15 protein-coding genes and 1 other RNA gene are annotated in these 13,026 nt (G+C 62.2%); 9 read left to right on the top strand and 7 right to left on the bottom strand.

Annotated features, from left to right (window positions below; all coding sequences use genetic code 11):
• Positions 1-5: 5 nt before the first annotated feature.
• The 4 genes from trpE (at position 6) to AC1Q7F_RS26375 (ending at position 3,751) form a co-directional block, all read left to right on the top strand.
• The gene (gene trpE, locus AC1Q7F_RS26390; RefSeq protein WP_492511534.1) at positions 6-1,520 is read left to right on the top strand and encodes an anthranilate synthase component I; all 1,515 of its coding nucleotides are present in this window, start codon (positions 6-8) and stop codon (positions 1,518-1,520) included.
• Positions 1,521-1,523: 3 nt separating this feature from the next.
• Positions 1,524-2,510, top strand: a complete 987-nt coding sequence (locus AC1Q7F_RS26385; RefSeq protein ID WP_492511533.1) for a formyltransferase family protein — start codon at positions 1,524-1,526, stop codon at positions 2,508-2,510.
• Positions 2,511-2,606: 96 nt separating this feature from the next.
• The gene (locus AC1Q7F_RS26380) at positions 2,607-3,422 is read left to right on the top strand and encodes a hypothetical protein (protein ID WP_492511532.1); all 816 of its coding nucleotides are present in this window, start codon (positions 2,607-2,609) and stop codon (positions 3,420-3,422) included.
• Between the two features lie 200 nt (positions 3,423-3,622).
• Positions 3,623-3,751, top strand: a complete 129-nt coding sequence (locus tag AC1Q7F_RS26375) for a hypothetical protein (RefSeq protein ID WP_492511531.1) — start codon at positions 3,623-3,625, stop codon at positions 3,749-3,751.
• Here the strand turns inward: AC1Q7F_RS26375 and AC1Q7F_RS26370 are convergent, their stop codons facing one another.
• The 5 genes from AC1Q7F_RS26370 to AC1Q7F_RS26350 form a co-directional block, all read right to left on the bottom strand.
• Positions 3,752-4,597 (bottom strand): TIGR00282 family metallophosphoesterase, encoded by an 846-nt coding sequence (locus tag AC1Q7F_RS26370; protein WP_492511530.1) that lies wholly within the window; start codon positions 4,595-4,597, stop codon positions 3,752-3,754.
• A gap of 17 nt (positions 4,598-4,614) precedes the next feature.
• Positions 4,615-5,214, bottom strand: coding sequence for a 5-formyltetrahydrofolate cyclo-ligase (locus AC1Q7F_RS26365; RefSeq protein WP_492511529.1), 600 nt, complete (start codon positions 5,212-5,214; stop codon positions 4,615-4,617).
• A 137-nt stretch (positions 5,215-5,351) separates the two neighbouring features.
• Positions 5,352-5,510, bottom strand: a non-coding RNA gene (gene ssrS / locus AC1Q7F_RS26360) — 6S RNA.
• A 13-nt stretch (positions 5,511-5,523) separates the two neighbouring features.
• Complete coding sequence (locus AC1Q7F_RS26355) at positions 5,524-5,886, bottom strand: cell division protein ZapA (RefSeq protein ID WP_492511528.1); 363 nt, start codon at positions 5,884-5,886, stop codon at positions 5,524-5,526.
• Between the two features lie 2 nt (positions 5,887-5,888).
• Positions 5,889-6,143 (bottom strand): hypothetical protein, encoded by a 255-nt coding sequence (locus AC1Q7F_RS26350; protein ID WP_492511527.1) that lies wholly within the window; start codon positions 6,141-6,143, stop codon positions 5,889-5,891.
• Between the two features lie 341 nt (positions 6,144-6,484).
• Here AC1Q7F_RS26350 and tkt point away from each other — a divergent pair, with 341 nt between their 5' ends.
• Entirely contained in the window at positions 6,485-8,473 is a 1,989-nt protein-coding gene (gene tkt, locus AC1Q7F_RS26345) for a transketolase (RefSeq protein WP_492511526.1), read from the top strand.
• Positions 8,474-8,564: 91 nt separating this feature from the next.
• Here tkt and AC1Q7F_RS26340 read toward each other — a convergent pair whose 3' ends face one another.
• Positions 8,565-9,395, bottom strand: a complete 831-nt coding sequence (locus tag AC1Q7F_RS26340; RefSeq protein ID WP_492511525.1) for a hypothetical protein — start codon at positions 9,393-9,395, stop codon at positions 8,565-8,567.
• A 23-nt stretch (positions 9,396-9,418) separates the two neighbouring features.
• Positions 9,419-9,988, bottom strand: coding sequence for a calcium-binding protein (locus AC1Q7F_RS26335; protein ID WP_492511556.1), 570 nt, complete (start codon positions 9,986-9,988; stop codon positions 9,419-9,421).
• Between the two features lie 335 nt (positions 9,989-10,323).
• Between AC1Q7F_RS26335 and AC1Q7F_RS26330 the strand changes: the two genes are divergently transcribed.
• The 4 genes from AC1Q7F_RS26330 to AC1Q7F_RS26315 all read left to right on the top strand — a co-directional run bounded on the left by AC1Q7F_RS26330 (position 10,324) and on the right by AC1Q7F_RS26315 (position 12,630).
• Positions 10,324-10,605 carry a ribbon-helix-helix domain-containing protein gene (locus AC1Q7F_RS26330; RefSeq protein WP_492511524.1) on the top strand — a complete coding sequence of 94 codons (282 nt, stop codon included), beginning with the start codon at positions 10,324-10,326 and terminating at the stop codon, positions 10,603-10,605.
• Positions 10,602-10,901 carry a type II toxin-antitoxin system RelE/ParE family toxin gene (locus AC1Q7F_RS26325; RefSeq protein WP_492511523.1) on the top strand — a complete coding sequence of 100 codons (300 nt, stop codon included), beginning with the start codon at positions 10,602-10,604 and terminating at the stop codon, positions 10,899-10,901. Before AC1Q7F_RS26330 ends, AC1Q7F_RS26325 begins: the two co-directional genes overlap by 4 nt.
• Positions 10,902-11,251: 350 nt before the next feature.
• Complete coding sequence (gene gap, locus AC1Q7F_RS26320) at positions 11,252-12,262, top strand: type I glyceraldehyde-3-phosphate dehydrogenase (RefSeq protein ID WP_492511522.1); 1,011 nt, start codon at positions 11,252-11,254, stop codon at positions 12,260-12,262.
• Between the two features lie 137 nt (positions 12,263-12,399).
• Positions 12,400-12,630 (top strand): DUF3126 family protein, encoded by a 231-nt coding sequence (locus tag AC1Q7F_RS26315; RefSeq protein WP_082372584.1) that lies wholly within the window; start codon positions 12,400-12,402, stop codon positions 12,628-12,630.
• The last annotated feature ends 396 nt before the right edge of the window (positions 12,631-13,026 follow it).

Raw genomic sequence — 13,026 nt, 5'->3', positions numbered from 1 at the left:
CGCTCGTGCGCACCTTCCCGGATGAAAGCAGCTTCGCCCGCACCTATGAGGCAGGGTCGGCGCAGGTGCTGTGGACCCGGCTGGTCAGCGATCTGGACACGCCCGTTTCCGCCATGCTGAAGCTGGTGCGCGGGCGTCCCAACGCTTTCCTGCTGGAATCGGTCACCGGCGGGTCGGTGCGCGGGCGTTATTCCCTGATCGGGCTGAAGCCCGACCTGATCTGGCGCTGCCGGGGCACGATGTCGGAGATCAACCGGCAGGCCGCCACCGATACCGCGACCTTCACGCCATGCCAGGGTGATCCGCTGAAGGTGCTGGCCGACCTGCTGGACGAGAGCCGCATCGACCTGCCGGCGGAACTGCCGCCCATGTCGGCGGGCCTGTTCGGCTATCTGGGCTATGACATGGTCCGGTTGATGGAACGGCTGCCGGACAGCAACCCCAACGAACTGGACCTCGAAGACAGCATCATGATCCGCCCCACGGTCATGGCCATCTTTGACGGGATCGAGAATGTGGTGACCGTGGTCACCCCCGTCCGGCCGCAGGCCGGTGTGACGGCGCTGCAGGCCTTGGCGGCGGCCCGCGCCCGGCTGGCCGAGGCGGTGACCGATCTGGAAGGGCCGGTGCCCGCGGCCCATGAGACGGTGATGGAGGTGACGGCCCTGCCGCAACCGGAGTCCAACACCGCGTTGCAGGAATATTTCGGCATTGTGGAGAAGGCCAAGGAATATATCCGGGCCGGCGACATCTTCCAGGTGGTGCCCAGCCAGCGCTTCTCCGTGCCGTTCGCCCTGCCCCCCTTCGCGCTGTATCGTGCGCTGCGCCGCCTGAACCCCTCCCCCTTCCTGTTCTTCCTGGATTTCGGCAGCCTGTCGGTGGTGGGGTCCAGCCCGGAGATCCTGGTACGGCTGCGCGACGACATTGTCACCATCCGCCCCATCGCCGGCACCCGCAAGCGCGGCAAGGACGCAGGCGAAGACAAGGCGCTGGCCGCCGACCTGCTGTCCGATCCCAAGGAGCTGGCCGAACATCTGATGCTGCTGGATCTGGGTCGCAATGATGTGGGCCGGGTGTCGCAGACGGGAACCGTTACGGTAACGGAAAAGTTTACCATCGAATATTACTCCCACGTCATGCACATTGTTTCGAATGTGGAAGGAAAGCTGAACCCGAAATTCACGCCGATTGAGGCGCTGGTGGCCGGCTTCCCGGCCGGCACCGTGTCGGGCGCGCCCAAGGTGCGGGCGATGGAGATCATCGACGAGCTGGAGAAGACTCGTCGCGGCATCTATGGCGGTTGCATCGGCTATTTCGCGGCCAACGGCACGATGGATACCTGCATCGCGCTGCGCACCGCCGTGCTGAAGGATGGGGTGATGCATGTGCAGGCCGGTGGCGGTGTGGTGGCCGACAGCGACCCGGAAGCCGAGTACCAGGAGACCGTGAACAAGGCCAAGGCCCTGTTCAAGGCCGCGGAGGAAGCCGTGCGCTATGCGCAGGAGCATGGGGCGGCCTGAGCCATGCCGGAAGCCGTCCCTGCCAGCCTGACCGTTCCCGTCGACCGGTTGCTGCTGGCGACGGCGCCGGACCTGCTGCCTTCACTGCTGCCGCTGCTGCCGGGGGCACAACCGGTCAGCGACCTGGATGGACTGCGCGCCGTCCTGGACAGGGATTCTGGATTCTCCATCCGCCTGGTCTGCATTGGCTTCGGCCGGCGGGTTCCAATCGACCTGCTGGCCCGGTGCCAGGCCGGTGCCATCAATTTCCATCCCGCCCCGCACCTTTACCCAGGTTCCGCCGCCGCCCATCTGGCCCTTTATGAGGGAGCGGAATGGTTTGGGGTGACAGCGCATCTGATGACCGAGGCCATCGATGCCGGTCTCATCCTGGCGGATGCCATCTTCCCCATTCCCCCCGATGCCGGCCATCGCAGCCTGGACGAGTTGACCTGGCCGGTACTGTTGTCGCTGCTGCATCGGCTTGCACCCGCCATCCTGGGCCAGGCCCCCTGGCCATCGCCGCCCGGCCTGTCATGGCGGGGGAGTGCCAACCGGCGGGCCGATATCATGAAGCTGGCCCACATCACCGAAGACATGGTGGAGAGTGAGGCGCAGCGGCGCTGGCGGGCCTTCCATGAGGGACCGGACAGCGTACTGACCCAGTGGCGGGATGGACAGGAACAGCCCTACCGTCCCCAAGGCCGCATCATCGGCTGGGTGGACGGGATCGTCGGCAATGCCATCCAAGGCTGGGCCTATGATCCCGCATCGGCCGGCATGCCCGTGCATATCCGTGTGGAGGTGGATGGGCATCCGTTCCGCGACCTTGTGGCCGATACCCCACGCGGCGATGTGGCCGCCGCCGGGCACGGCGACGGGCAATGCGGGTTCAGTCTGGCCATGGCGAACCTGCCGCAAGGGGCGGCGCGCGTGGATTTTCTGCTGCCCGTGGACGAATGGCGCCGGCTTCCCGGTGGCCCCATCATGCTTGCGCAGCCCTGCGGTTGAAGCAGGAGCGAGCAGGTGCACCTTGCAGCAGCCCCCCTGACATTGGCCGGTATGGCGCGATAGGATGATGATCGTCACTGCCATGGAGGGGACCCGGTGAATAAACGGCCGTTCTTCCTGGTCCTGATCATCCTGTTCTTTGCGTCCGGCGCCGCGCGGGCGGAACAGGTGCTGCATTTGCGGGCCCCCTCCCTGACGGAGGGCAGCCACGCCTATTATCACGAAATGATGGTCAAGGCCTTCGCGGCCGAGGGGATCGAGTTGCGCATCGATCCCGTGCAGAACCCGCCCAAGGCGCGGCTGGCCATGATGCTGACCAAGGGGGAACTGGCCATCACCTGGATGGTGCAGTCGGCGGAACGCGACAAGAGCTTCGTGCCCGTGACCATCCCCCTGACCAACGGCATGGTGGGGCAGCGGGTATTGATGATCCGGCCACAGGACCAGCCCCTGTTCGACAAGGTGCAGACGCTGGACGATCTGCGCCGGCTGGGCGTGCGGGCCGGCATGGGCCGGGACTGGGCCGAACAGGATATCTGGCGGCGCAACGGGCTGCCCTTCACCAACCCCTCGGGCGACTGGCGCCGGCTGTTCGACATGCTGGCCGTGGGCGGGCGCGACGTCGATTACATCCCCCGTGCCCTGTCGGAGATCCTGATCGAGGCACCGGCCCATCCCGACCTGACGGTGGAAGGGCACCTGCTGCTGGTCTATGACCGCGACGTACGCTTCTACCTGTCGCCGCTGGCCGCACACCTGGCACCGGTTCTGGAACGCGGCCTGCGCAAGCTGCGCGATGGCGGTACGCAGGATCGGCTGCTGGAGAAGCATTTCGGCCGGGCGCGGTCGATCATGGAGGTGGACAGGCGCACCGTGCTGCATCTGGCCGATGGTGAAGAGACGGTGAATTAAGACTTGTTCAAACCACCATCAGCGCCACACCCAGGAAATAGGCACGTTCATCCCGATCTTCGATTAGCGATGCCAGCCTGACGATTTCTCGGATGGAATCAGCCTCGTACGCGGCAGCAGCGGTTCGACCAGATCGACAGCCTGGACGATTTCGTTCGCTTGGTGATCTGGCCCCCATCCTGCTGCGCGGATTGCACAAGATGCGCGCCAATGGCAGCTATGCCGCGCTGCTGAACAAGCATTTCGGCCATCTCAAGCAAGCGATGGGCACGGACAGGCGCTTGGTGCTGGACCTGATCGACAATGACGACCCCACGCCGGTGCGCTGATCAGGTCACCGACGGCAGGCTCTGTCCCAATCGACCACCCACCCGCACCGGCTCTGCCCGCTTGGCCAGACCTGTACGGTCATCGGTTTCCACGAACACGCCGCAGACGCTGACGGTCGCGTCATTCTCGCCCGGTGAATAGCGTTCGCCCGGCGTCTTGCGCAGCATCTTGTAGATGGCCGCTTCCTTCTTCATGCCGATCACGGTGTCGTAATCGCCGCACATGCCGGCATCGGTCTGATAGGCGGTGCCGCCGTTCAGGATCTGCAAATCGGCCGTGGGCACATGGCAATGGGTACCGACCACCAGGCTGACGCGGCCATCCAGCACATGGCCCATGATCATCTTCTCGCTGCTGGCTTCGGCATGCATGTCCATGATGATGGCATCCACGCCCGCCGGCCCCATGCGGGCTCCGCCCAGGCGGTGGATGTTCAGCAGCTTTTCCACCGGCGGGAACGGGTCGTCCAGCGGGTCCATGAACACCCGGCCCATGGCGTTGATCACCATGACCTTGTGCCGCCCGTTCTTAGCCGGCAGGATGGTGAAGCCGCGACCCGGCGTGCCCTCGGGGTAATTGATCGGACGCACCAGCCCCGGCAGGCGGCCGATCTGGCCCAGCAATTCTTTCTGGTCCCAGGCATGGTTGCCCAGGGTGACGCAATCCACCCCGGCGGCGAACAGTTCCTCGGCGATCTTCTCCGTGATGCCGAAGCCGCCGGCGGCGTTCTCCCCGTTCACCACGATGAAGTCGGGCTTCAGGCGGGATTTCAAATCGGGCAGATGGCGCAAGACCCCTTCACGACCGCTACGCCCCACAATATCGCCCAGGAAAAGCAGCCGCATTCGATACCCCAAAGGCCTCAGGCCGGGCGCCAGGCACCCTGTTCCGTCACGATCCAGTCAAGCTTTTGATCGTAAGCGTCGACAGGCAGCTTATCCACCCCCTGCCCCGCATAGCCGATGCCCACGGCGATGGTCGGCGCCTCCGCCCGCAGCAGTTCCAGCGTGCGGTCATAGAAACCCCCGCCATAGCCTAGCCGGTATCCCGCCGCATCGAAAGCCAGCAATGGGACCAGCACGATGTCCGGCTGCACCAGCGGCGCCTCGCCCATCGGTTCCATCACGCGGAAGGCTCCGGGTACCAGCGGATGACCGGGACGCCACAGCCGGAAGACCAGCGGCCAGGCACGACCCGTGACCACAGGCAGCGCCGTGGCATGACCGGCATTGGCCAGCGCGGCCAGGGACGGCATCACATCCGCCTCGTCCCCCTTGGGATGATAGCCGGCGATGGTCAGCGCACCCGGACGCAGGCCGGGAAGCAGCGACAGGAGATGGGCGGATATGGCAATGCCAGCAGCCAGCCCGGCATCGTTATGGCAGCGGGCACGGGCTTCGCGCGCCTGGATGCGGGCCGCATGCTTGGCCTGCGCGATCGGATCAATATCCTGGTCGGGCATCGGACAACCGGCGGATGGGTGGAACATTACCATCGGACGATAACTGCCCGATGGTGGGGCGATGACTGTCGCCGCGCGCCTCATGAGCCAAGGCCGCCCCATGGCGGCGCCCGGCACCTGAGAGAGCATGAAAGCGGAAGCTGGCCGCCTTGGCCGTTGGTGTATGCTATCCCTCGTGACCTGCACAGGCAGGTGGGAGCCATATGCCAGCACCACGATGCCGGTAGGGACAGCCCCCTCGAGGAATGATTATCGGCCCCGGGGATAAAGCGACCTGACGCACCAGGCAGCCAACTTCCAATTCCTTATTTAGGCGCGTTCAAGCCGCGCTGCAATGTCTTCGATGCGTTTTGCCAGCGTATCGACCGCGGCCACCACTTTTGCCTCGTCCGTGGGGGCCGATACCGGAGCGGGCGGGGGCTGATGCACGATGGGGGCGGGCATGTGGCCGGCGCGCAGGGACTTGGCCTCCGCCCTTGCCTCCATCAGCTCGTCCGCCAGCACGATGCAGATGGCGATCAGGTTCTGTACCTCATGCCCGGCAGCACCACCCGTCAGCTCCTGCATACGGGCATCGACATAGGCAGCCAATTCCAGCAGGCGCTGCTCCTGACCATCCTCGCAGGTCAGCGAATGGCCACGGCCATTCAGGGTGAAATCGACGCGACGCATGTTCAACCTTCCTCAAGTACGCCCTGCAGGCGCAAAATCGCCCCGTCCAGGCGAACCTTCATGACGCGGGCCTGTTCCTGTGCCTGCCGCTCGCCATGGCGCGCCGCCGCCAGTTCCGCCTCCAACCGCAATTTCTCCGCCAGCCAGCCGGCCGTACCGGCCCCGGCGTCCAACCGTTCCAGACGCTTCGTCAAAGCACGGTCCAGCAGGCCGATGGACTTATCCAGGCGCTCCAGTGCGGCGGTCAGGCTGTCCAAGGCGGTGGCTCGTTCCAGGGCGGTGGTTATGGCGTCGGCCCCGAACCGGGCACAGACGGAAGACCTTAGGGTTCACCCTCCCCCCGCGTCAACATTCGCACCGCGAAAAGCCGCGTTATTCGGTACATCTGCCCCTTCCAAGGCCGGGCAGCGGCCATGCTTGCCTGTGGCTTGACCCCCCCGGTGGTTTTGGCCAATTTGCCGCCACCATTCGGGGGGTATCGGCCGTCGGACCGGGACGGCGGGTGCGACCCGTCTGGCGTTAAGGTACAGCGCTTCGTCAGAGCAATGTCCGGCCAGCATCAAAGGCCGGCGTCCCCGCATGAAAGGCCCTTCACGCAATGTCGTCCGATCTGACCGCCGGCGTTTCCCACGCCGATCTCGCCAACGCCATCCGTGCCTTGTCCATGGACGCGGTGGAAGCCGCCAAGTCCGGGCATCCCGGTATGCCGATGGGCATGGCCGACGTCGCGACGGTGCTGTTCACGCAGTTCCTGAAGTTTGATCCCAGACGCCCTGACTGGGCCGACCGTGACCGGTTCATCCTGTCCGCCGGTCATGGTTCCATGCTGCAATACAGCCTGATGTACCTGACGGGATATGATGACATCACGCTGGACGAGATCAAGCGCTTCCGCCAGATGGGCGCCAAGACCGCCGGTCATCCCGAATTCGGCATGGCGCGCGGCATCGAGATGACCACCGGCCCGCTGGGCCAGGGTATCTCCACCGCTGTCGGCTTCGCCATGGCCGAGCGCATCCTGAATGCCCGCTTCGGTGACGATCTGGTCGATCACATGACCTATGTCATCGCCGGCGACGGCGACCTGCAGGAAGGCATCAGCCACGAAGCCTCCTCGCTGGCCGGCCATCTGGGCCTGTCCAAGCTGATCGTGCTGTGGGATGACAACCGCATCAGCATTGACGGCTCCACCGACCTGTCCTTCACCGAGGATGTGAAGGCCCGCTATGCCGCCTATAACTGGGACGTGTCCGCCGTTGACGGCCATGACCCGGTCGCGGTCGCCAAGGCCATCGAAGCCGCCAAACTGACGGACAAGCCCTCGCTGATCGCCTGCCGCACCACCATCGGCTATGGCGCGCCGACTAAGGCCAACACCGCCGGCAGCCATGGCAGCCCGCTAGGCGCTGCCGAGATCGACGGGGCGCGCAAGGCCCTGAACTGGCCGCATGCGCCGTTCGAGATTCCGGAATCCATCCTGCACGCCTGGCGCTATTTGGGCGACCGGGGCCACCCGACGGTCGATGCCTGGGTGAAGCGTCTGGCCCGCTCCCCCAACCGTCTGGCCTTCAAGGCCGCCATCGCCGGTGACCTGTCGGCCGAGGCGCGCGCCGCCCTGCACGCCCATAAGAAGGCCGTGTCGGAGACCAAGCCGAAGATCGCCACCCGCCAGTCGTCGGGCAACACGCTGGACGTCATTGTCCCGCTGATGCCGGAAATGATGGGCGGGTCCGCCGACCTGACCGGGTCCAACAATACCCGCGTCAAGGCCCTGTCCAAGGCCGTGCAGAAGAACAGCTGGGATGGCCGTTACGTCCATTACGGCGTGCGCGAACATGCCATGGCCGCCATCATGAACGGCATGGCCCTGCATCGCGGCATCATCCCCTATTCCGGCACCTTCCTGGCCTTCTCCGACTATAGCCGCCCGGCTATCCGTCTGGGTGCCCTGATGAAGCAGCGGGTCATCCATGTCATGACCCATGACAGCATCGGCCTGGGCGAGGATGGTCCGACGCACCAGCCCGTGGAACATATCCCGGCCCTGCGCTGCATCCCCAACCTGCTGGTCCTGCGCCCCGCCGATGCGGTCGAAGCGGCCGAGGCCTGGGAAATCGCCCTCGACGCCAAGACCCGTCCGTCCGTCCTGGCCCTGACCCGCCAGAACCTGGCCACCATGCGCGTGGACCACACGGACGAGAACCTGTCCGCCAAGGGCGCCTATGTCCTGCGTGAGGCGTCGGGCCCCCGCAAGGTCACCCTGCTGGCCACGGGGTCGGAGGTGGAGATCGCGTTTAACGCACGGGAAAAGCTGGAAGCCGACGGCATCCCCACGGCGCTGGTCTCCATGCCGTCCTGGGAGTTGTTCGCTGAACAGCCGGAAGCCTATCAGAAGGCCGTGCTGGGCGATGGGCTGCGCATCGGCGTGGAAGCCATGGTCCGCTTCGGCTGGGACCGCTGGATTGGGGAAAAGGGCGTGTTCATCGGCATGCCCGGTTTTGGTGAAAGCGCGCCCTATCAGGAGTTGTACGAACATTTCGGCATCACCGCCGAGACCATCGTGAAGGCGGCGAAGGAGCGGGTGTAAGCCGGTCAAAACTCCTTTCAAATGCAAGCGGCACCGGAGATTTTCGGTGCCGCATTGTTTTATGGGGCAAAATAGCAGCCCCTTGGCCAGTTCAATAGGGAAAATCGGTGATGCTTGCCGCAAAGCTGCGGCGGGCATTCTTCAGCGTGAGTTGGTCCAATCCGGCATCCGCCAACCGATCCGCCGCCGCCTTGTTCTGTGCATTCGAACGCACGGCACCATCCGGGTGTCCGGACGTTGCCTTGGCCTCCGCAACAACATTCGAACGTCGTTCGAACGCCGCCCGTATCGCCAGCCCGGTATCACCGATGTCGTCCCGGCTTCGCCGTGCATTGGCCGACGCCGTTTGGTAGCGCTGAGACACCGCATCCAGACGTTCACGGATGGCAGTGAGATCGCTGGCACCCGTCTCGACCGCCTTCACATATTCTTCATTCAACGCTTCGTTTTCCTTGTTGATTTCCGCAAAATCCTGAAAGCTCGCATCAAAATCCGACCTTGCCGCCTTGCGCTGCTTGGCCTGTTCTTGTTCCTGCGGCGTCATTTCGACCAGCGACATCGCCTTCATGAAGGTCACCTCATCCGCCCAGAACTCAAGGCCCTGCACGGCGTCGTCCACCGACACTTTCCCCAATTTTATCAAACTTTCCAGCGTACTACCCTCCTTATCATCCATGTGATTGAAGAACGCAGCGGCCTGGCCGGTCAACGCCTGGGCCAAGCCACTGAGTTCCACCTTATCCGTTGCGCCGACAACAGCCTTTGGCAAGGACGGCACCCCCGCCGTCCCGCCGCTGTTCTTGGCGGGCGTGAACACGCCATCCGATGCGGCGCCGGTGACTTTACCGACACCTGCAAAGGGATTTCCCACCGACGACTGATTATTTCCATTCGTCAGGTTGAAGATACTGGAAATGGTCATGTCACACCCGCCATAAGCATGGGTTAAAGGAAGTCAACAGTGGGGTAATCGGTAATAGAAATATTGATAAGCTCAACCGCACCCTCGGAATTATAATAACCGACGACGATAACTGCGCTGCTAATTGTTCCATCAAGAGAATCAGAATAACTGTATATCACTATATCATTTTCTTCATATCCAACCGCCGTTCCATTTCCAACACGGACATTGTTGTGGACAATATTGTCCAATATTAATTTATCATAATCGCCAGAATATTCATGTATCTCATCTATACCATCGGAACCAAAGGTAAAAAGGTAGGCATCGTCGGCCGCTCCACCATGCAACTCATCGTTTCCAGGGCCACCAATCAATCTATCTTGCCCAGTCCCGGTTCCATTATCATTATCCACATATATAAGATCAGATCCATTGCCACCATATAAAATATCGTTGTTCTCACCACCAAAAATCCAATCAATGCCATCCTGACCATAAATTAGATCATTGTTTCCATCACCATACAAGTCATTGTCACCAGTCCCGCCATAAACAGAGTCATTGCCACCAGATGCACGAACTGTATCGTTCCCGGCCATTCCGTTGATTGAATCCGCACTGGTGGACCGGGTATGCTATCATTCCCGCTGATGCCGGTATAGGTGGGTATTCTTGCTACTCCTGAAATGGTTTCAAACATGGAAACCCTCGCACAGCCCTCCCAGAGTGTCAATAAAATGGTGTGTTAATAGTTAGATATAATCTGATTACGCGCATCCATCGGCATGCAGCTCTTGGTCGGGCGTTACCCTTAAGAACATTGAGCTTTTCAGAATCAACGTCCTCGTCGGACGCAGATGATCCAAGAATCGGATGTGACGCAGACGGCGCCAGAATGTATCCTTGGTGCTGTTTCGCGTTTGCCGGCAGCAGGAGGTGACCAATGGGTGCCACGCGCAAGGTAGTCCTGGAACTACCGGAAGAGGATGCGGCGCTGCTGGATGAACTGGTGGCGTCTGGCCACCATAGATCACCCGCCAGCGTGGTCAGTGACGCCTTGCGTCTCTATCGCGAAGACGATGATGAGCTGGAAAACTGGCTGCGCGACAAGGTAGGGCCGACCGTGGATGCGGTAAGGGCAAATCCGACGGCCACCCTGACAGGTGAACAGGTTCTGGAGCGGCTCCACGCGTTGCACGCCCGCACGCTGGCGGCTAAACAATGAACTATGAAATCCGTTTCTCCGCGAGTGCCGAAGAGGATTTGAAACAGATTTACGTCTATATCGCGGAGCATGCCAATCCTGAGAGGGCTTTGGCCTTTACCAGCGCCATCCATGCCCATTGCTTGGGCCTGCATATATTTCCATCTCGGGGGCCGAGCCGCGATGATATTCGCCCTGGTCTGCGGATATTACCTTTCCGTCGCAACGTGACCATTGCCTATCATATCGCTGACGGAATCGTCTTCATCGACAATGTAATTTATGGCGGCCGTGAACTTCCCTCAACATTGGATTGAGTTCGTTGCGTTGCAACAGACCGACGCGCTTTCTGCGTCGGCACGCCGACAAGCCCGCCTCGTCAAATCTGAATGAAGCAAATCACCGCTACCTTGGACTATCCACTACTTCCGCCCCCGCACAAACCTTGACCAGAAAGAGTCATGCCGGTAACGCCGTTACCTGAATTGCGGCCTTCCCGCAAAAAAACTAAGCTGCAACCCGTGCGCTTCACGCATGGCGGAAGGGACGGTTGTGCCCTTGTATGCGGGGAGTTCAAGGGTTAATTCGGCTTTGGAACATGGGCCGTTGGCTGCCCATCGGCCTCCGCGCCAGAGCCGGCGTGGGCGCCGTTCAATCGGAGGAAAGCATGGCTGTCAAAGTTGCGATCAACGGGTTCGGGCGTATCGGCCGTCTGGTGCTGCGCGCCCTCTATGAAAGCGGCCGCACGGATATCGAGGTCGTCGCCATCAACGATCTGGCCGACGCCGCATCCAACGCCCACCTGCTGAAGTATGACAGCGTGCATGGCCGCTTCCCCGGCACCGTGGAGGTCGTGGACGGCAATCTGGTCGTCAATGGCCACACCATCCGTTCCGTGCAGCAGCGCGATCCGGCCCAGCTGCCCTGGGCCGAGCTGGGTGTGGATATCGCCCTGGAATGCTCCGGCATCTTCACCTCGCGTGAGGCCGCGTCCAAGCACCTGACCGCGGGTGCCAAGAAGGTGCTGATCTCCGCACCCGCCACGGATGAGGATCTGACGGTCGTCTATGGCGTGAACCATCAGAAGTTGACGGCCGAACACAAGATCGTCTCCAACGCCTCCTGCACCACCAACTGCCTGGCTCCGGTCGCCTATGTGCTGAATAACGGCATCGGCATCGCCCATGGCTTCATGACCACCATCCACAGCTACACGGGCGACCAGAACACCGTGGACACGTTCCACAAGGATCTGCACCGCGCCCGTGCCGCCGCCCTGAACATCATCCCGACCAGCACCGGTGCCGCCAAGGCGGTGGGCAAGGTGCTGCCGGAACTGAAGGGCAAGCTGGACGGCACCTCGCTGCGCGTGCCGACCCCGAACGTGTCGGTTGTCGACTTCAAGTTCGTGGCCAAGCGCAACACGACCGTCGAGGAAGTGAACAAGCTGATCACCGACGCCGCCGCCTCCGGCCCGCTGAAGGGCATCCTGGGCGCCTATGCGGAGCCGCTGGTGTCAACCGACTTCAACCATGACAGCCACAGCTCGATCTTCGCCCTGAACGAGACGAAGGTCATGGAAGGCAACTTCGTGCGTATCTTGACCTGGTACGACAATGAATGGGGCTTCTCCAACCGCATGGGCGACACCGTCATCGCCATGGCGAACGCGGGCTGATTTCCCGACTGGTCTTTGCCGGTGATCAGGCTATCCTGATTACCGGCCGGATCGACAACAGGGGCGCCGTTCCGGCGGGAGCGGCGCCCCTGGCTTTTCTTTGAACCCCAAGAGCCACAAGAAAGGGCGGATGGACAATGACCCCCAATGAGATCGCTCGGCTGCAGACCTATCTGCGCAAGAATTTCGGCAACGACAAGATCACCGTGAACCCACCGGCCAAGAAGGGCCAGCCCGTTGAAGTCACCATCGGGGAGGAGTTCATCGGCACCCTCTATCGTGACGAGGATGATGGCGACGTCTCCTACGCCTTCAACATGACCATCCTGTCCGAGGACCTGCCAAACATCGCCCCGGCCAAGAAATAGGCCCGGTGCCCGGCCTCCGGCCGGAACACGCGCATATCTCCGCAATGGAGGCGGAGTCCTGACGGGCTGGCGTGCGATCGCTTGGGGCGGGACCGTCCAGGCGGGCAAGCAAGCAAAGCACGCCATTCGGGGGCGTCGGGACCGCCGATACGCGTCGGGAGGGCTCCCACCTCCTCTGCCCTTCGCCGCCGGCACGGTCCCGCAAGCCGAAGCCGGAGGGCGGAAATTGTGCTGTTGGCACATATCCCGGCCCCTTCTATAATCAAATTGCATGCCCCAGGGAGACGGGATCAACAGGCAGCCAGGAAGCTCAAGATAAAAATCCCGATCCCGTTGAATTTTGATTCTTTATCGAAAGAAAGTCTGAAAAGAATAAGCCCCTGATGAATTTGAATC

It is taken from the genome of Niveispirillum sp. GW835-FHT14G11 (genome assembly GCF_058793615.1).
This window is presented reverse-complemented; position numbering and strand designations above follow the sequence as displayed.